This is a genomic window from Mucilaginibacter sp. (genome assembly GCF_036383575.1).
In the GTDB taxonomy this organism is placed as follows: Bacteria; Bacteroidota; Bacteroidia; order Sphingobacteriales; family Sphingobacteriaceae; genus Mucilaginibacter.
Genome location: NZ_DASVOB010000895.1, coordinates 1 through 17,552, shown reverse-complemented (window position 1 = coordinate 17,552; position 17,552 = coordinate 1). Strand labels below are relative to the sequence as shown.

Annotated in this window: 15 protein-coding genes; 2 read left to right on the top strand and 13 right to left on the bottom strand. The window is 42.1% G+C overall.

Features of this window, described 5'->3' with window-relative positions:
* Positions 1–1,269: BamA/TamA family outer membrane protein (locus tag VF500_RS31500; RefSeq protein ID WP_330863454.1), on the top strand; the 1,269-nt coding region annotated here is incomplete at its 5' end.
* Positions 1,270–1,397: 128 nt separating this feature from the next.
* Here VF500_RS31500 and VF500_RS31495 read toward each other — a convergent pair.
* The 10 genes from VF500_RS31495 to VF500_RS31450 form a co-directional block, all read right to left on the bottom strand.
* Positions 1,398–1,778, bottom strand: coding sequence for a hypothetical protein (locus VF500_RS31495; protein ID WP_330863453.1), 381 nt, complete (start codon positions 1,776–1,778; stop codon positions 1,398–1,400).
* A gap of 91 nt (positions 1,779–1,869) precedes the next feature.
* Positions 1,870–4,113 carry a CRTAC1 family protein gene (locus VF500_RS31490; protein ID WP_330863452.1) on the bottom strand — a complete coding sequence of 748 codons (2,244 nt, stop codon included), beginning with the start codon at positions 4,111–4,113 and terminating at the stop codon, positions 1,870–1,872.
* 155 nt (positions 4,114–4,268) lie between these two features.
* A complete protein-coding gene (locus VF500_RS31485; RefSeq protein WP_330863451.1) occupies positions 4,269–4,817 on the bottom strand; it encodes a hypothetical protein in 549 nt (182 codons plus the stop codon).
* Positions 4,818–4,978: 161 nt separating this feature from the next.
* On the bottom strand, positions 4,979–6,106 hold the full coding sequence (locus VF500_RS31480) for an acyltransferase (protein WP_330863450.1): 1,128 nt from the start codon (positions 6,104–6,106) through the stop codon (positions 4,979–4,981).
* A 242-nt stretch (positions 6,107–6,348) separates the two neighbouring features.
* The gene (locus VF500_RS31475; RefSeq protein WP_330863449.1) at positions 6,349–7,269 is read right to left on the bottom strand and encodes a Dyp-type peroxidase; all 921 of its coding nucleotides are present in this window, start codon (positions 7,267–7,269) and stop codon (positions 6,349–6,351) included.
* A gap of 236 nt (positions 7,270–7,505) precedes the next feature.
* Positions 7,506–7,964 (bottom strand): putative quinol monooxygenase, encoded by a 459-nt coding sequence (locus VF500_RS31470; RefSeq protein WP_330863448.1) that lies wholly within the window; start codon positions 7,962–7,964, stop codon positions 7,506–7,508.
* 9 nt (positions 7,965–7,973) lie between these two features.
* Positions 7,974–8,372: a (R)-mandelonitrile lyase gene (locus tag VF500_RS31465; RefSeq protein WP_330863447.1), complete on the bottom strand. Its 399-nt coding sequence runs from the start codon at positions 8,370–8,372 to the stop codon at positions 7,974–7,976.
* Positions 8,373–8,452: 80 nt separating this feature from the next.
* Positions 8,453–9,637 (bottom strand): DUF1624 domain-containing protein, encoded by a 1,185-nt coding sequence (locus VF500_RS31460; protein ID WP_330863446.1) that lies wholly within the window; start codon positions 9,635–9,637, stop codon positions 8,453–8,455.
* Between the two features lie 119 nt (positions 9,638–9,756).
* Entirely contained in the window at positions 9,757–11,244 is a 1,488-nt protein-coding gene (locus VF500_RS31455; RefSeq protein ID WP_330863445.1) for a hypothetical protein, read from the bottom strand.
* Positions 11,245–11,345: 101 nt separating this feature from the next.
* Positions 11,346–12,629, bottom strand: coding sequence for an MFS transporter (locus VF500_RS31450; protein WP_330863444.1), 1,284 nt, complete (start codon positions 12,627–12,629; stop codon positions 11,346–11,348).
* A 157-nt stretch (positions 12,630–12,786) separates the two neighbouring features.
* Here VF500_RS31450 and VF500_RS31445 point away from each other — a divergent pair, with 157 nt between their 5' ends.
* The gene (locus VF500_RS31445; RefSeq protein WP_330863443.1) at positions 12,787–14,196 is read left to right on the top strand and encodes a hypothetical protein; all 1,410 of its coding nucleotides are present in this window, start codon (positions 12,787–12,789) and stop codon (positions 14,194–14,196) included.
* A 124-nt stretch (positions 14,197–14,320) separates the two neighbouring features.
* Here the strand turns inward: VF500_RS31445 and VF500_RS31440 are convergent, their stop codons facing one another.
* From VF500_RS31440 to VF500_RS31430, 3 genes are all read right to left on the bottom strand, one after another.
* Positions 14,321–14,632: an EthD family reductase gene (locus VF500_RS31440; protein ID WP_330863442.1), complete on the bottom strand. Its 312-nt coding sequence runs from the start codon at positions 14,630–14,632 to the stop codon at positions 14,321–14,323.
* A gap of 191 nt (positions 14,633–14,823) precedes the next feature.
* Positions 14,824–16,518, bottom strand: coding sequence for an FtsX-like permease family protein (locus tag VF500_RS31435; RefSeq protein ID WP_330863441.1), 1,695 nt, complete (start codon positions 16,516–16,518; stop codon positions 14,824–14,826).
* Between the two features lie 16 nt (positions 16,519–16,534).
* The coding region (locus VF500_RS31430) for an ABC transporter permease (RefSeq protein WP_330863440.1) at positions 16,535–17,552 on the bottom strand (1,018 nt) is incomplete at its 5' end.

Below are 17,552 nucleotides of genomic sequence, written 5' to 3'. Positions count from 1 at the left end.
ACACATACTTTTGGCCAGGTACAGGTACCTGCCGATTCGGTAAAGGCCGATTCCTTACGCATTAAAGAAAAAGTAGTACAACCGGCCAAACCCACCGATACATTATACAAACAATATGACTTCGGCGACCTGGTGCGCAACATTTTGCATCCCGGTCGACCGGCCGATGCGCCAAATAAAAAGTCGTCGGGGATTACTATCATACCCAATGTGGCATCTAATCCAACCATCGGGTCGCAGATCGGAATCAAAGCTGTAGCCGGTAAAAAACTGGGGAACGATCCGAACACCCTGCTATCGGTAGCGGCTACATCGGCTTCCATTACCACCAAGGGCATCATTTATTTTTATATCAACCATAACGTATATACTCCGGGTAATAAATGGAATTTTCAGGGCAATTTGGTTGCAGCCAAAACGGTTTCGCCCGATTACGGTTTGGGAATTGGCCAGGCATCAAGCGGCAGCGAGGCCGACCAGGTGCTGGCCAACCCCGAGCGTAAAGGCAGGGCATTGCATTCCCAATATTATAACCTGAGAGAGAAAGTATACAAAGAAATTGACAAGGGCTTATTTTTAGGCGCAGGTGTATCTTTCGATATCAGGAGGAAAATTGAAGACACCAAATCAACAACTGATCTCACTCCATACAACATTTACAGCGACCGGCACGGCTTTGCCCGCGATCATTATGCTGCTAATGGTATGCTCTTTAACCTGCAATACACTACACGCGACAATCAAAACCGGGCTTACAGGGGAATCTATGTTGATGCCGGCTTCCGCATTAATCAAAGCTGGTTAGGAAGTTCAAGAAACGCGGTACAATTCACTACCGATTTCAGAAAGTATTTCAGCCTGTCAGAAACTAACCCCGAACATGTTGTTGCCTTCTGGAACTGGGGATCATACCTCATCAGCGGTAACATCCCTTATCTCGAGCTACCCGGCACTGGTAAAGACCCCAGCTTCAGGAGCGGCAGGGGTTATGTTGTACAATATTTTAAAGGCACGCAATACAACTACTCAGAAGTGGAATACCGCTTCCCGATACTGCGGAACAAGTTTGTAAGCGGCGTGGCATTTGCCAACCTGCAAACAGCCAATGATGAGTCGGGCACTAAAATATTTCAACAATGGCAGCCGGGCTATGGCGGTGGCTTACGCGTATTATTTAATAAAGCAACCCGCACTAACCTTTGCCTTGATTATGCCTTTGGCAGGTATGGTCAAAAAGGGTTCTTTCTGGGGTTGAATGAGGCATTTTAAGTGTTGAAATAAACGATCCCCGGATCATTACTCTACGAATGAATTTGGGCAAAAAGTTTGTTTAACAAACGGGCCGCTTTTCCTGGTCAGGAAAGCGGCCCGTTTATTTTTGTTATTGCAGAAACGGCTTATTGTCCGTTGGTAGCGCTCCAACCGTCGCCCCAACCGCTGCCGCCGGCTGCTTTTGTGCCTTTTAAAAGCTTATCATATTTTACTGCTTGTGTTTTAGTTAAAACAGCTTTGATATTTGAAATAGTTGTTGCCCTTAATGGCTTAATGTCAACCAGCATTTTGGTGTTATCGCCTTTATCTGCTGCTTTTATCTTTTCAAATTTTTCAGATGACTCCTGGTATATCGCCGCAATTTTTTCAGTTTGTTTATCAGTAAGCTTCAATTGTTTTTGCAGCTCTTTTGATTTTTCAACAGGTTTGGCACCGGGCTTGGTTTGCGCGTTGCCTGCTGCAGCTAATCCAATGAACATACAGCATAATAAAAGGAACTTTCTCATGGTTTAAGATTAAATTAATTGTTATTGGTATAAATGTAACCATTTTGATATACAATGCATAACCAATGTTTTCAATTAAAACAATGTACCCTTAATTTGTTTTAGCTGTCATTTGCATAGGCATACAAACAGGCATGCTTTTGCTCCTGAAAATCAATTTTGTTAACTGTGTAGTTTTGTATTGTGCATTCCCTTCGGTGATATTTAAAAACTGGTTGGGCGCAACATTTTTAAAGTACTGCACAGCACCACTGCCTGCCCATTTTATTTCAATTTCATCAATCACCTTTGCCTGACCAATGCCCATCTCCTGCCTCAAAGGCGATGAACCAAAGCTTCCGCCTGAGTTGACGTCTCTATAAACAGAACGCTTAACACCATTCTCGACGAAAGTGAGTTTGATATGGCTTCCTATAGCGGCATTATTAGCTTTTGTGCCATTCAATTTCAGGCTGATCCAATTGTTATTGCTTACACCCGGGTTCATGTATAGTGAACTTGTATACGAGTCGCCAATATAAGCCCCGCCCATTTCGGCAAAAATATCCTGCTGACCAACATTCCTCAGATCGGCAAATGCCACACCATGTCCTTTTTGCAAATTACCCATACGCGATGATGAAGTAATATCGGCAAACCGTTTACCGCCAATATTCCTGAAAAACTTGTTAGGCACCAGCGATCTGAAATCGGGGTTACCTGTACCAAAGTACATATCCAGGTAACCATCGTTGTCAATATCACCAAAATTGGCCCCCATGCTGTAAACTACTTTGTCCAGGCCTGCTTCCTTGGTTACATTGGTAAACGTGCCGTCATGATTATTTTTGTACAGGTAGATGTTTCCGGCTTCAGGCACGGCTTTACCCAGGGCAGCGGCGGCGCTGTAATAACCTAAAGTACGCTCAAAATGGTAGTTGGCAACCATCAGATCGGGCCAGCCATCGTTGTTATAATCATAAAACCAGGTAGTAAAGGTCCGCTGTTTGATCTGGTCAAGGCCCGACTGAGCTGTAACATCTTCAAAATCCACACCGGCTTCGGTTTTACCTTTGTTTTTAAGCAGGTATTTATGTCCGTCCATGGTCGAAATAAATACATCAACAAAGCCATCGTGGTCATAATCGGCAGATGTTACCCCTTTTACGAAAGCCTTGATGCCGCAATGGGCAGCAGTGGTTACATTAGTGAACGTGCCATTACGGTTATTCATGTACAACTGACATGTTGACTCATCGGCAAAGTACATCGACTCTGAATTTTCATTACCTACAAATACATCCAGCCAGCCATCGTTATTAAAATCGGCCCAGGTTGCTGTTTGAGTTGGGTGAAGCATAAATAAGCCGCTAATGGTGGTTACATCGGTAAAGGTACCATCGCCATTATTACGCAATAATGAGCTTGGCTGGTTACCAAACCCTTTTGTAAGCCATGCGCCGCGTAAAACAAAAATATCCAGTTTGCCATCATTGTTATAATCTGTTTGCTGGATATTAAGCCCGCCGGTAATACCTGTTAAGCCGGCAGCCTCAGTACGGTCGCTAAATGTGCCGTCCTGGTTATTTTGAAAGTAATGCATAGGGTCGCTCAGGTCCCAGCCCGATGTCATGATATCAAGGTAACCATCATTATTAAAGTCGTCAACAATGACACCACCTGCCCTGCCGTTAATATTAAGGCCAAGGCTGGCCGCTACGTCAACAAAAGGCTTAACCTGGTACGCAGTATCCGAGTCAATATTAAGGCCGGGGATCAAAACATTTTGAGGTACTTTTTGCGGATACTCGCCAAGGGTCATGTAAGCAATATTGATGAGCCAGCGCGACTCATAATCACCAGGGCGAAGCTTTAATAGTGTCTTATAAATATCAATTGCTTTTCTTGAGCCGGTTTGGAGCTTGTGCACACCATCGTCCTTAATAGGGAAAATACACGATGAACCGGTATGGTTAAGCATGCAATTACTTCGCTCGCCTAAACGCATGTAGGCTATGGCCTGGTCGGGCAGCATTTCATCGGTCGACATATAGTCGATATTATCCATCAGGTTTTTATAAATATTTACCGATTGCTGTTCCTGCCCGGCTTTTAATAACAGCGATGCCTTTGAAAACAAAATCTCAGGGCTTTTGCCAAGCCGTTTGGTTTTAAGCAAGGAGTCGCAATAAGCTAATTTCGCTTCCGGGTTAAAAGGATTTGAAATAGTGAAATTCTTCTTGTTTATCTGTTTCAGGATCGATACCATCTCTTCGTTAGATGAGCTTTGGCAGGATGCTATTATGGTGAAACCGCACAGCATCACAAGAGCCGCGGTAATTTTTTTCTTTATCATAAAATGTTCATTTACCCGCGCTGATAAAATGCTGAAACATATTACCCGCGTGAGAATTGCTACGGAATAAAATTTATTATATAAAATTTGAGACAACAGAACCCTACAGGGGACATTAACAAATGCCTGCCTGTAATTGAGTTAAATGGAGAAAATTAGCAGGATGCTTTGGGCGGTTGTTCCGGAATATCCAGATGAGAATTTATTAACGATTGTACAGGTTGCACAACGTTTTCAGGCAATGACATTACCGGGCAATAAAATTTAAATTGCACAAACGAAAGACTTACATTATCCTGTAAAACCATTTTACCAAAAGGAACATGTTCCTTTTGCGGAACAGGGATATCCCTTATCCCTCTTGCATCAAGTACATTACTATCAGCCAATCGGGTGGTTTCATAGTTAGGGATGCACATCAGGTGAAGGGCATTCCTTGTCATTCGCATTTTTACATAATTGTAAGTGGACTTTCCAAATGTAATATGCCCGGAGATGTTTTCAAAAGTGCTCCAATCATGAATAGTGGGCAAATTAACAGGGATAGTAACTTCGGTAAGGTCGTTTACATTGTACAACCCTTTTTGGATCTGTTCCTTGAAAAACTGATTGGACTTATAAACCAAATATTGATGCAGAATTAGCTGCCCGCTAAGATTGAGCAGGTAAATATTCAACAATATTAAAGCGATGGTCTTTTTCAAGAGGTTTATATAATTACCTAAAGATGAGGTTTATCAACCATATTTTCAAGTTTTATTTATACATGGATAGGTAAATAGCATAAAAGCCTTCAAATATTTAATATTAAAAGAAGAATTTAGCTACACCCCTATCCATGATATGTCAAAAAGGTTCCGGAATACTATGCTTTTTTCAACAGGAAACGCTTCTTTAACCAGTCCCTAACCGGTTCATCATACAGTTTAAGACAGCCATAGGCTATTGCAACGCTAACCACAAAAAGTCCAAGCCCGGCAAGTAGTCCCTGCGCCATTGGCACTTTATTATTTGCTACCCAGGCTATATGTAAGTAAATTAACGGGTAATGTGTAATGTAAAGCGGATAGGAAATATCTCCCATAAACTTGCAGATCCTGATTGAGCTTTTGCTTTTTAAAGTCCCGCCCGCGCCAATAGCAACAATCAGCGGGAAAAGAATGATAATGCAGACTGATTCATATAAACCATTCATCCATAAATGCTCGGCCCCTCCTATCCTTGGTACGCATAATATGGCGATGATCAAAACACTGCAAACAGTAAAAGCACCTTTAATATGGATCAGCTTACCCATGCGGCAAAGCAGCATCCCGGCAAAAAACGGGTAAAGCAAACGGGTAAAGCCGATGTTGAGCTGTGTTTTATCAACCGACCATCCGCCAATTACATCGCCCTGCGGCCCCATCACTGTAAAATGGATCAGCAAACCGGCCGATAAAAACACCAATATGGCAAGCAAGGTTTTCGAAAATTTACGGATCACCAGGGCGTACAGAATATTGGCGATATATTCAAAAAAAAGCGACCATGCCGGGCCATTCAAGGGGTGCATTTCCTGCCAGCCGCGGATATCCATAGATGGCAGCACGGGTATCAGCGTAAAACCTACTACCATCATCAGCAGCATTTTCCAAACCGGCGTATCATGAATAAGTGGAAAGGCCCCACCGCTCTGTGCATAAAAAAACACCGCGCCGATAATTGAACCCATAATAACCATAGGCTGTAAGCGGATCAGGCGTCGTTTGTAAAAATCCCATTGGGTCATTTTACCCCAGCGATCATCATAGGCATAAGCAACTACAAAACCCGATAGTACAAAGAAGAAATCGACCGCCAGGTAACCGTGGTTGATAATTTGATGAAAACGATCTCCGGAATAGGTTTCAAAAACATGAAAGGCCACTACAAAAAGGGATGCCACACCGCGCAGCCCGTCAAGAATTTGATAATGACCTTTTGTTTCAAGGTACGTAGTATTTTTACTCATCAGCAGGAAAATAAGTATAATGAAATTGGTTGTTTCAGGTTTAATGATACACGCCCTAAACCGGGCATAAAACCACGGCTATAAATATGCTTTAATTTATTGGCAAGTCAAAACCATCACAAACGAATAGGTTCAAACTCACCGTATATATTAAAGTTCTTACAATTTTATCATGAGGGGAGGGAGTAACGAGCAATCCTATCGTCAGCAATTTTCAAATGCCGCCGATAGGAAATTGAATTTCATGAAAATCCATCTATCATATCAAATGTTGGTACAAAAAACAAGCTGCCGGTTTTCGGTGTGCTGAAATCCAGGATCCTATCATAATTCCCTTCAGGCACACCGATAAACATATTATTCAGCATTTTTTGTACCGTGGTAAATGTACTTGCATAGGCTATAAAATAGGTACCCATTTCATTAGTCGACATATTACCAAAAGGCATATTGTCACGAACGATTTTTAAGTCATCGCCTACATTTGCCAAAGCAATATGTGAATTTGAAGGTTTTACATCATCATCCATTTCTATATCATTGGATTTTGACCTTCCAATTACTTTTTCCTGTTGCTCGGTAGAGAGCGCCTTCCATGCCGTTAAATCATGAATATACTTTTGCACAAAAAGGTAACTTCCACCTGTATACGCCGCATCATCATCTCCCACTATGCCAAATAGCTCGCGGTCCTGTCCATGTGGATTTTCAGTACCATCAACAAAGCCTAAAATAGAACGACTGTCCCAATACCTGAACCCATGAACCTCTTCGATGCTAACGGCAACCTGTGCTAAAACATCTGATATTGCCGCGGCCATATCATAGCATATACTGGTATTATCTGCCCTTATATGAAAATGCAGGTCGCCTTTGGAAGAAACCGCTACGTGTTTTTCACCAACGATGGGAACAAAATTGACTAATTCTTTAGGCAATGGAACAGGCAACTGGAGTTTAAGCCAGGCATCATATCCAATACCCATTACACAGCTTGCCCTCGAAACCGGGAAACGAACATTAACAGAATTATTAAGGTTGATAACCAGTTTGCAAAGCCGCTTAAAAACATCGCCAACCTCCGGAATGTCTTTAAAATTCCAAACCATAAATATGGTATTGTCATTAGTATAATCTGTTACATTTTGTGATTCCGGCTTCATAAGGTTTTATAAGTATCAATTGTGAGGTACTAAAATAAACAAATTTGTAAAGGAGAACCTGTTAATAAAAACCTGTAAATACATAACAGGACTATTTCAAAATCGGTAAACTTTTTTTAGGACGAGACAATCCTGTTACTTTACTTCTACAACCCTTTTGCACCTCTGGTGCAGTCCATCACCGCTTAAATAAAGGCGTTGGGAGTATCCGCCGATAGCATTAGCTATATGCGATCTTATAAACGCGGCTTAGCGGCAAGGACTATCGGAACAGTCTCCACAAGTTCAAGCGACTTTACCATATCCTTTGTAGTGCTTTTGTATTTTTTAAAATGAGGCGTTTGCAAGTGCGCCTGGTAAGCGGCGGCATCGGCATATATTTCAAAAACTGTGATCCGGGTTGGATCGTTCTTTTCGGCCACTGCATATAAAGTTAAAACGCCCGGCTCAACGCGTACGGCAGTTTCGGCATGCTCTTTAAGTGCGGCCATATAGTTATCCAGTTGGGCCGAATCAATCCGAAGCTTGGCTATACGCACCACCTGATTTTTATCCTGGGCTAAAGCACTTTGGGGCATAAATACTGACAACATACAAATTATTAAAATTAATAACAAACCGCTTCCCAATGCAAGCTTCAAGGTTGCGCAGATCTGTTTTCCCCATACTGCGGGAGTTACATTTATTGCTTCCATTTTCAAGGCTTATCGGTTGTTGTATTGTTCATCGGTTACCTGTTCCATCCAGTCAACGGGTGATCCGTTCAGTTTTTCCTGGATAGCGATATGGCTCACAGCCGTGGTCGCTGTGGCACCGTGCCAGTGCTTTTCGCCTGGTGCAAACCAAACAACATCGCCCTGGTGGATCTCTTCTACCGGCCCTCCTTCGCGCTGCGCCCAGCCGCTCCCTGCTGTTACGATAAGTGTTTGGCCCAATGGATGCGTATGCCAGGCCGTACGTGCCCCTGGTTCAAATGTCACCAGCGCCATGGCCACACGTGCAGGATCGGGCGGGGTAAATAGCGGATCTATGCGTACTGTTCCGGTAAAATATGCTCCGGGCCCTTTCCCTGAAGGCTGCGAGCCGCTGCGTTTAATTTCCATAAGTCAATCTTTTTATAAAGATAGCGCTTAGGGATCCTGAATTGTTTTGAATTTTTAATTCTCCACTTAAATGATACGCTTTACAAATAGCTCAACCACCATTTCCCTTTGTTGGTTTGTTTATACGCGTCATAACGTTTGCATAAAGGATACATGGCAATTACAATTGCTATCCAAATGAGGTAAGCAACCGGCAATGAAAATCCGTACCCTTTCAGGTTAGTGGTAAACCAGATCGGTTGTTTAAGAAACCAGATCGTCCAGTCCTGACCGGGTGTAAAAGCAGAGGCAATAATTGCCACCACGTGGATCACATAAATGTGGATAAGATAATAGAACATCGGCACCCTGCCATATACCGAAACTACATTTACAACGGCCCCTTTTAATTTTTCGGTAAATGAAAGAAACAGGAAGGCCGAACCTACAGTAAGCAACAAGTACAATAACGACGGCGGGTATTTGTTTACCTTGATAAACGACAGGAAGGTAAAAAATGCATCTTTTTGCGTTGTCCATTTCACCGGGTCGCCGTACAGATTGGTATAACGCAGCACAATGAATACTACCATACAGCTACCGCCGGCAATCAGCAGGTTTCTTTGCCTTTTGCCAGCATCATATCCAGCCGAAAACCAATCTCCCAAACAATAACCTAAGGACATCACAGCCATTAGCGGAACAATTGGATACCCTACCAATAAAATTTCCTTATGCCACATAAAAAACTGCTGATCATGAAGCAGCGACCAGCCAAAAGCCTCTAAAGAGCTCCCCGGTACATGAACACCATCTAAAAGGTTATGTCCTAATATGATTACAACGCTTAGGCCCAGGATCAGTTTTTTAGGCAGATGGATCAATGCGGCCAGTATGATCATGCTTAGGCCCAGTGCCCATATGGTAATAAAGAAAAACATGGGGAACGTAATATTGAAGTTCCAGCCGAAATTAACCACGAACATCTCGAGAAAGATGAGCCACAATCCCCGCTTTATTAGGAATACGGACAATTCTTTTTTAGTTTTCTTTTGCCCGATAAGGCTTGCCGACGTTCCGGCGAGCAACATAAATATCGGCGCACAAAAGTGCGTGATCCACCTGGTAAAAAATAATATACCGCTTGTTTTTGTGAGATCAAGCGGGTCATAATAAAACGAGCCGGAGTATAAATAGTCCCTTACATGATCAAGGGCCATAATGATCATGATCGTACCGCGGAGAAAATCTATCGAGGTTATCCGGTTTTTAATAATTGTGCTCATTCAGGTTTTTAGGATGAGATTAAAGGTAGCACTTTTAATAAATGATTTTGACAAACTACTCCGCCAAAAACCTGCGAAAGTTATAAAAATGACTTTGCGCGTGCATAAGATCGGTGACACTACCTTTTTTTCTTGTATAGTTTTCCCGCCGTCAACTTTACAGGATTTTTTTTATCAGCGGCATTAAAAAACACGTAGAAATTACGTGCTAACGACTTTTCACTGTCACTAACCGTTAAAACGTAAGTTGAACTATTTTTCCAGTAAGAGTCAAACTCATAATCCTGGTTATTGGACGAAGCTGTAAGATAAAGCTTGCCCGAAATCTCTTCCCCATTTTGTTTAAAGGCATAATCAACATCAAAGGAGCAGCTGCTGGTTGAAAACGAAAAAAGCTTCACCGATGATTTACCATCAACCAACCAAAAATAAGAATCAAAATGTGAACCTGAACCACATACACCCGGACGATGATCATTTGTTGCATCCTCTAAAAGTAAAATAAGAGAACCGTTTTTTTGTAAACGACAATCTGGCTTCAAATCTGTTTTCTCCCACCCATCATTATTAAAAGTAGTTAAGGTTTGCGCTCCTATTTTGTACTCCCGGGTTAGCGTATTTCCAACAACTCCTCCATACTCTTCCTCATAACCTTCAATAGTCCTTGCTTTTATAATGTATTTTCCAATTTTATAGTTCTGGCGGGCCGTGACTTTATCAAGTTCAGGTAATGAAGGATAATAATAAGAGGTATCATTTAATAGTGCAAAGGCCTCGTCTTTATATTGATAAGTACCTGATTCAACAGTTAAGAAAGGGTGCGTGCATTCGCTATTATCATCATCCTGTTTACAATAAACATTTAAAAATTTAAGGGTATGCTTTAATGTGTCGTATTTTAAGTAAGGTCTGAGGTGTTTTCCGGATTGCTTTATAAGTGAGGTAAAGCCAAATGAATTTGTATCGGTAATCGTAGTAGTATTAATAGTATCTGTCAGGTCATTATTATTGGCGGCAACGTCCTCATCGCTATCTGCTGACGGAAACTTCACTTCAACCAGGGAATCTTTTTTGAACCTGAGCGCTACGGCAACATATGTAAGTTTTTTAACATGTTTGAGATCAATGTCGTTAAACGTGGTGGATATTCTATAAAAGTCCTTCATCCAGTCCTGTTCATCATCAGCCCCATTTTCTATTTTAGAAAGCAGGAAGAGGTAGGACGGTTCTTTGTCGGGCAGCCGATAAATTTTATTCAGCGAATAACTTGATAAATCCGTATAATCTAAACGCTGTTCAAATACTTTACCGTGGTAGCTATATTGTATCGTAGTGGTAAAAGTATCAGGGGCTGCAATTAATTGCGTTGCTTTTAATGAGCCATCAGAGCAATATAAAACCTTTCCGTTCACCCATTTGTGCACAACCCGGTTTGTGTCTTTATTATTGATATCCTGCTGGTTCGCTTTTATTAGTGATTGTTCAATCCAGGCTGCATCTTTGTTTACATCAGGTTTAAAGGAAGTGTTTTGTCCGAAAACATTGAGGTTTAAAATAAATAAAGGCGCAACCAGGTTCAATATTTTAAACAGCCCGGGTATTTTCATCTTAATGTATAATTAAGGATTCTTTATCTATTAGCTTATAGCGGATGTTTTATCACAGTACTAATTTACAAAGCAGCCCTTATCGTAAGGTTATAAAATATCTATTCAGCTTGCTGCTTCATTATTTTCTTAGCTCCTAATAAAGCCAGCAGTGTAACCGCCGAGGCAACTGTTAAGTAATAGCCTACATAAGCAAGTCCGTAATTGTGTGCCAAGGTGGTTGCTAAATAAGGAGTGAGCGAGGCCCCTAAAATACCGGCCAGCGTAAAGGCAAGTGAAGCCCCGGTGTAACGTACTGCCGGCGGAAAAATACCAGCCAGCGCAGTACCTATCGGCCCATAGGTAAGGCCCATCAAAAACATGCCCAGCGACAGGAACGCAGCGGTTATAACCAAACTGCCGGTACTAAATAATGGCGCAAAAACAAGCCCGAAAGCCATAATACATATGGTAGCTACAATAAGCATTTTGTTGCGCCCGTACTTATCGGCCAGTATGGCCGACAATGGGATCCCCAAACCAAAAAACAGCATGGATATCATTTGTATAATGAGGAAGCTGCTTTTAGGATAATGCAGCGCCGAAGTACCCCAGCTTAGCGTGAATACAGTCATCAAATAAAACAACAGGAAGGTGGTAATAGTAGCCAGCGTACCTAAGGTGATGGCTTTGGTATGCTTAACAAAAACATCGGCAACCGGCACTTTTGAGCGCTTGTTGTTGTCAATGATCTTCACAAATTCAGGCGTTTCGGATATTTTTAACCGCACATATAAACCCAGCCAAACCAATATGGCGCTGGCAATAAACGGGATGCGCCAGCCGTAGCTTAGAAAATCATTTTCACTCATGGTTCTGCTTAGTATAAAAAATGTACCGCTTGATATCAGGAAACCAATAGGTGCACCCAATTGCGGGAACATGCCATACCAGGCTTTTTTATGTGCAGGCGCATTTTCGGTAGCCAGCAAAACCGCCCCACCCCATTCGCCGCCCAAACCCAAACCCTGGCCCAAACGAAATAAGGCCAGTAGGTATGGGGCTGCAATACCAATGGAAGCATATCCAGGCAAAAGCCCAATGGCAACTGTTGACGGGCCCATAGTCATTAATGCTGCGACCAGCGTGGCCTTACGCCCTTTACGATCGCCGAAATGTCCGAATATAGCCGCACCCACTGGTCGTGCAAAAAAAGCCAAAGCAAATGTAGCCAGCGACTCCAGCGTGGCCGAAGTTGGATCGGCTGCCGAGAAAAACAGCTTAGGGAATACCAGCACCGCGGCAGTTGCATAGATATAAAAATCAAAAAACTCGATAGTAGTACCAATGAGGCTCGCGGTAAGTATACGGCTTACAGGATTTGCTGGAATAGGCTGCTGATTCATAGGCTCAAACATATTAAATTTGAGTGAATGCACAAATTACACGTATCCCCGCTAAGCGAAGTTTAATTACATTTACAGTAGCATTTTGGTTGTATAAAATAAAACCTCAAATCTTTTACAAATCCTGCATAAATCAAACCTTGCAAAACCTAAATCTATGAACACGAAACTATATACGTTTGGAATATTTTTTTTAAGCTTAGCGATAGCTTGCGGTTTATTCCAAGGCTTCCTCAGTTTTGAGATTGGCAAAGGAATATACACGCTGGATTCAATTGTCATATGGATCATCGGGGCAAGTATTATCTCTATTGTAGGGCCTGTATTCTTATTAAAGTATTTTCATTACCGTAAATATTGGTATGCCTTCTATGCAGCTATCATTGCGTTGATAACAAACCTCGCTTATATTGTCGTTCTGTGCTGTATTTTGACGTTAAAGCAAGGGATAAGCTATTACAAGCCTGTATCCATAGTTTTCCTGTGCGGGCAGATCATATATGGTATAAGCCTCCTATTTTCGGATAACGGAAAAAGCTTCTGGTTAAAAATAGCGGGGGCATATATATTAGCCATTGCTATAACATTCCTGTCAACAATTATTTGGAGCGCGTCTGTACAACAGGATGTATTAGAAAGAATCACGCAATGTACTTCTCTGGCGGCCAATATGATCCCCGTTCTGCTCATCATGCATTTAAGAACGGAGATCAAATTATTAAAGACAGACAATGTTGATATCCCAATAACGGGGGCTTTAACGGATAGGTTAGCGCACGCGAAAATGGCAGGCCTAATCATTACAATTGCATTGGGAATACTCATCATTTGTCAATGGCGCTCCCAGGTATACTGGGGAAAACGAAATTTTGAAAGCACAAAAGCGCTGGCCCGGATTTTTGAAGCGCGGATCTTTGTGAACAGCAAGGGCGATACCCTGCGCTATCGCTTACTAAAACCATTGAATTATGACCCTAAAAAGCGATACCCATTGGTTATATCGTTGCCATTTGGCGGCCAGCCGGGAACCGATACAATAAGGCAGATTGAAGGTGCCGCAGCAGCTGAGATACTATCAGCCGATGAGAATAGAAAAAAATACCCCGCGTTTATTTTCATCCCCAATTGCCCGGCAGGATCTGGCTGGGGTGGCATTCCCAATTATCCCTCGGTAGATACATTGGTTTACAAAGCCATCACAGCACTGGATACTGTATTTTCGATAGACGAGAAAAGGCGGTATGTTACAGGCATTTCAAGAGGCGGGTATGGTTCGTGGCATTTTATCTGCACCCGCCCCGATCTGTTTGCAGCTGCCATACCCGTATGCGGAGGCGAAGATCCTGCACTGGCCTCAAAAATAGTTAATGTGGCTGTATGGGCTTTCCATGGAGCAAAAGACCAGAACGTTCCGGTTAGCGGCTCACGCGGGATGATTGAAGGAATGAAAAAAGCCGGCCTGCAGCCAAAATATACAGAGTTTGCCGGTGAAGGGCATAACATCTGGTACCAGGTTAGCATTACACCGGGTTTATGGGACTGGCTTTTTGCCCAGAAACGGGAGTAATGATTACCTGCTATTACTGAAAAGTATTTTATAGCAAAAGCCTCAAATCTTTTTGATTTGAGGCTTCTTGCTATAAAGATATCATGAGCAAGCGAGTTGGCCGCCGTTTTTCGAAAATGTTATGTTACTTTATCACCTCGCTTACCAAAATAACAGGAGTGATATTGGTGTAATTTGGAAAATCAGCCCGAATGGCATCTCTATTCGGCGCGATAGCCGCCTGATAGTCGCTTAGGCTTTTTACATAAAAAGTACCAATAGCCATAAAAGGCAGTGGTTGGTTAGGAATACCACTGGCGATTCCTTTTTCAATGGTGTATTTAACCAAATTTGTCCCTAAAAACTGCGCTACCATTGGCATATGCTTCGTTTCATAATATTCCATATTAAAGGTTTTGCCTTCGGCATAAGGATACATGACGGATATTTTAACCAAGCCTTTTTCAACAATAACTTCACTCTTCTTTTCCTGACCAAACGCGGCAAAACAAGTGACAAAAAGGAAAACGATAAAATCGATCTTAATTTCATAGCAGGTTTACTTAAATGATAAAGTATTCTCTTTTAGCAGATTACACAAATATTAAAATATTGCTCTTATTCACAAAACGTTAGGCTAATTAATATCTATTCATTACGCAAACTCTTTACCGGGTTCGCCATGCCAGCCCTGATAGTTCGAAAACTCAAGGTAAACAATCCCGTTAACAGCATCCCCGCGCCGCTAACCACAAATACCCACCAGCTAATAGCTACGTGATCGGCAAAGCCTTCCATCCATTTATTTACAGCATACCATGCAAGCGGCGTTACTATCACAAATGCAAGTAAGATGAGCCATATCAACTCTGTTGATAGCAGGATCACTATTTGTGCTACGCTGGCACCAAACACTTTGCGTATACCGATCTCTTTGGTTCGTTGATTGGTGGTGTAAACGGCGAGGCCTAACAGCCCGAGGCAACTTATCAATATTGAAACACCTGTTGCCCAGGTAAGCAGGGCTGATGTATGTTGTTCTTCGTAATAAAACCAGGCTATGGTTTCGTCGTAAAAATGGCAATCAAAATCATCATCTGGATAAACCTTCTTCCAGGCTTTTCCCATATTTGTAATGGCTGTTTTCCACTCATTACCGCCTGGGGTTTCTGGCTTCAAACTAACATGTAAAGTCATCATTGGCCGGCGGTCCGGACTGCCAGAAAATAATACTAATGGATGGATGGGGAAATGCAGCGACCATTGATAAAAATCAGTAACTACACCAATAACATTTACCTTTCGGCCTTTGCCGCCACCGTATTTCAACTCCTTCCCAATAACATCCTGGGGATTAGTAAACCCTAATAATTTAGCATAAGTATTGTTGATGATGATTCCTTTCCCCGTGTCGGCTTCGCTTATGTTTCTGCCAGCAAGCAATTTTAGCTGGTATATTTTGATGTAGTTTTCATCACCAGACTTAAATGTCACTTCATCTGTTGTTATCTGTTTTTTTCCATCGTTATAAGTACCGCGCAGCCAATTATATACATTAGCCGAAGGCGGGTCATTACCCAAACCCACAAGGGCAACCTGGGGCATCAACCTAAACTCGTTCAGCAGTACCTGGTTGCTGCTGGCCTTGGTGTTTTCCCAGGGTGTATTAATAACCAGGATGGCATCCTTTTTAAATCCGAGGTTTTTATGTAAGGCGTAATAAATCTGCCTGCTTACAAAAATAGTAGCCATCAATAAAAATTGAGCTATAACAAACTGCGAAACTGTAAGCGACTTACGGAGCCATGCGTTTCGCGTTTTATTACTATTGCCCTGCACCTGGTTTTTTAGCACCGATGCGGGCTTGTAGCCCGATAACACAATTGCGGGATAAAAACCCGACATAACACTTATCACAATGGTTAAAATGACCAGGAAGAACATCACATCCGGTCTTAGCATATTTGCGTGAATATCAGGAGATATAACATCGGCAAACATTTTTAAAATAACCGGCGCAAGAAACACCGAAATACAAACCGCAAAGAAAGTTATAAGTAAGGTTTCGCTTAAAAACTGGAATACTAATTGTATGCGGCTGCTCCCCAAAGTTTTGCGGATGCCAATTTCCTTTGCCCTTTGAGCCGATTGGGCGGTGGTTAAATTCACATAATTGATGCATGCCAGCAACAGCAAAAAGATACCGATAGCCAATAATTGGTAAAGTGTTGTTTTGCTGGCTGGCGATGAGAAATTAAAAATATTATAGTCGGGATTGAAGTGAATATCGTCCAATGGCTGCAGAGCCAGATCGACGTTATCTGCAACCCCTTTTACTCCCACACCCGGCGGATTACTTTTATTGAAAATGGCATTGATCTGTTTTATAACCCCCTGGCACCGGGATGCCCGGTGCCAGCTTTACCAAAACCTCCGATGCCGAAGGGTTGTACTCCCAAGTGTTTATATGTAAATCAGCAGAAAAATGTTTGTTAGTTGTGACAGTACTAAAAGATATAAAGTCATGAAAGCTAAAGTCGGTATTTTGAGTAAGCGTTTCAACTACGCCGCTAACGGTTGTTTGAAGGGTATCATAGGTAACTATTTTACCAATCATATCATGATATGACAACGACGGGAAATAGAGCCTGGCTTGTTGGGATGTTAGCACCACCTGGCCTGGCGCATCAAGGGCGTGTTGTGATGAGCCGGCAAGCCATACATAATTAAAAATTTTAAAATATTGCTGATTAGCGAGTGTTATTCTGTCCAGATCTCTGAATCGCTTTTGTTCGTTTTTATCTTTGTCTATATAGACAAAATGAGGGGATTGTGTATATACCGGTGTGATTTCCTCTATTCCAGTGGCCTGGCTTTTAATCGCTTCAGCCAAAGGGGCAGGTACGCCACTCGAATAGTTTTTATTTCCCTTAGTTGATGTGTTCATCACAACACGATAAATCCGGTCGCTGTCTTTATGAAATTTATCAAACGTGAAATCGTGGTGTACGATGAAGTAAATGGCCAGGAACGCGCTTATACCGATGGATAAACCGATAATATTTATCAGCGTAAATAGCTTATGCCTCCAAAAGCCACGGAATGCAATTTTAAAATAGTTTTTTATCATAATGCTGCGGTTTAATTTCTCATGAAACCACTTCGGCGTGATTTCCTGGTTTGAAATTACCGACGCAAACTGCAGATGATGTTCCAGGTTATAAGATGGGATTCCTTTTTTTTGCTCGCTTTTATATTCTGCCGGGCTTTTACCTGTCAGTTGTTTAAATATCCGGTGAAAAGTAGTTCTTGAATTAAAGCCGGCATCGTATGCAATACCCAGCAGGGTGATATGATCATAAGCGGGATCCTGCATC

Bases quoted from the DNA above. Each gene is read 5' to 3' on its own strand.
- VF500_RS31495 (WP_330863453.1), bottom strand. From the start codon at position 1,778: ATGAGAAAGTTCCTTTTATTATGCTGTATGTTCATTGGATTAGCTGCA.
- VF500_RS31490 (WP_330863452.1), bottom strand. From the start codon at position 4,113: ATGATAAAGAAAAAAATTACCGCGGCTCTTGTGATGCTGTGCGGTTTC.
- VF500_RS31480 (WP_330863450.1), bottom strand. From the start codon at position 6,106: ATGAGTAAAAATACTACGTACCTTGAAACAAAAGGTCATTATCAAATT.
- VF500_RS31475 (WP_330863449.1), bottom strand. From the start codon at position 7,269: ATGAAGCCGGAATCACAAAATGTAACAGATTATACTAATGACAATACC.
- VF500_RS31470 (WP_330863448.1), bottom strand. From the start codon at position 7,964: ATGGAAGCAATAAATGTAACTCCCGCAGTATGGGGAAAACAGATCTGC.
- VF500_RS31465 (WP_330863447.1), bottom strand. From the start codon at position 8,372: ATGGAAATTAAACGCAGCGGCTCGCAGCCTTCAGGGAAAGGGCCCGGA.
- VF500_RS31460 (WP_330863446.1), bottom strand. From the start codon at position 9,637: ATGAGCACAATTATTAAAAACCGGATAACCTCGATAGATTTTCTCCGC.
- VF500_RS31455 (WP_330863445.1), bottom strand. From the start codon at position 11,244: ATGAAAATACCCGGGCTGTTTAAAATATTGAACCTGGTTGCGCCTTTA.
- VF500_RS31450 (WP_330863444.1), bottom strand. From the start codon at position 12,629: ATGAATCAGCAGCCTATTCCAGCAAATCCTGTAAGCCGTATACTTACC.
- VF500_RS31445 (WP_330863443.1), top strand. From the start codon at position 12,787: ATGAACACGAAACTATATACGTTTGGAATATTTTTTTTAAGCTTAGCG.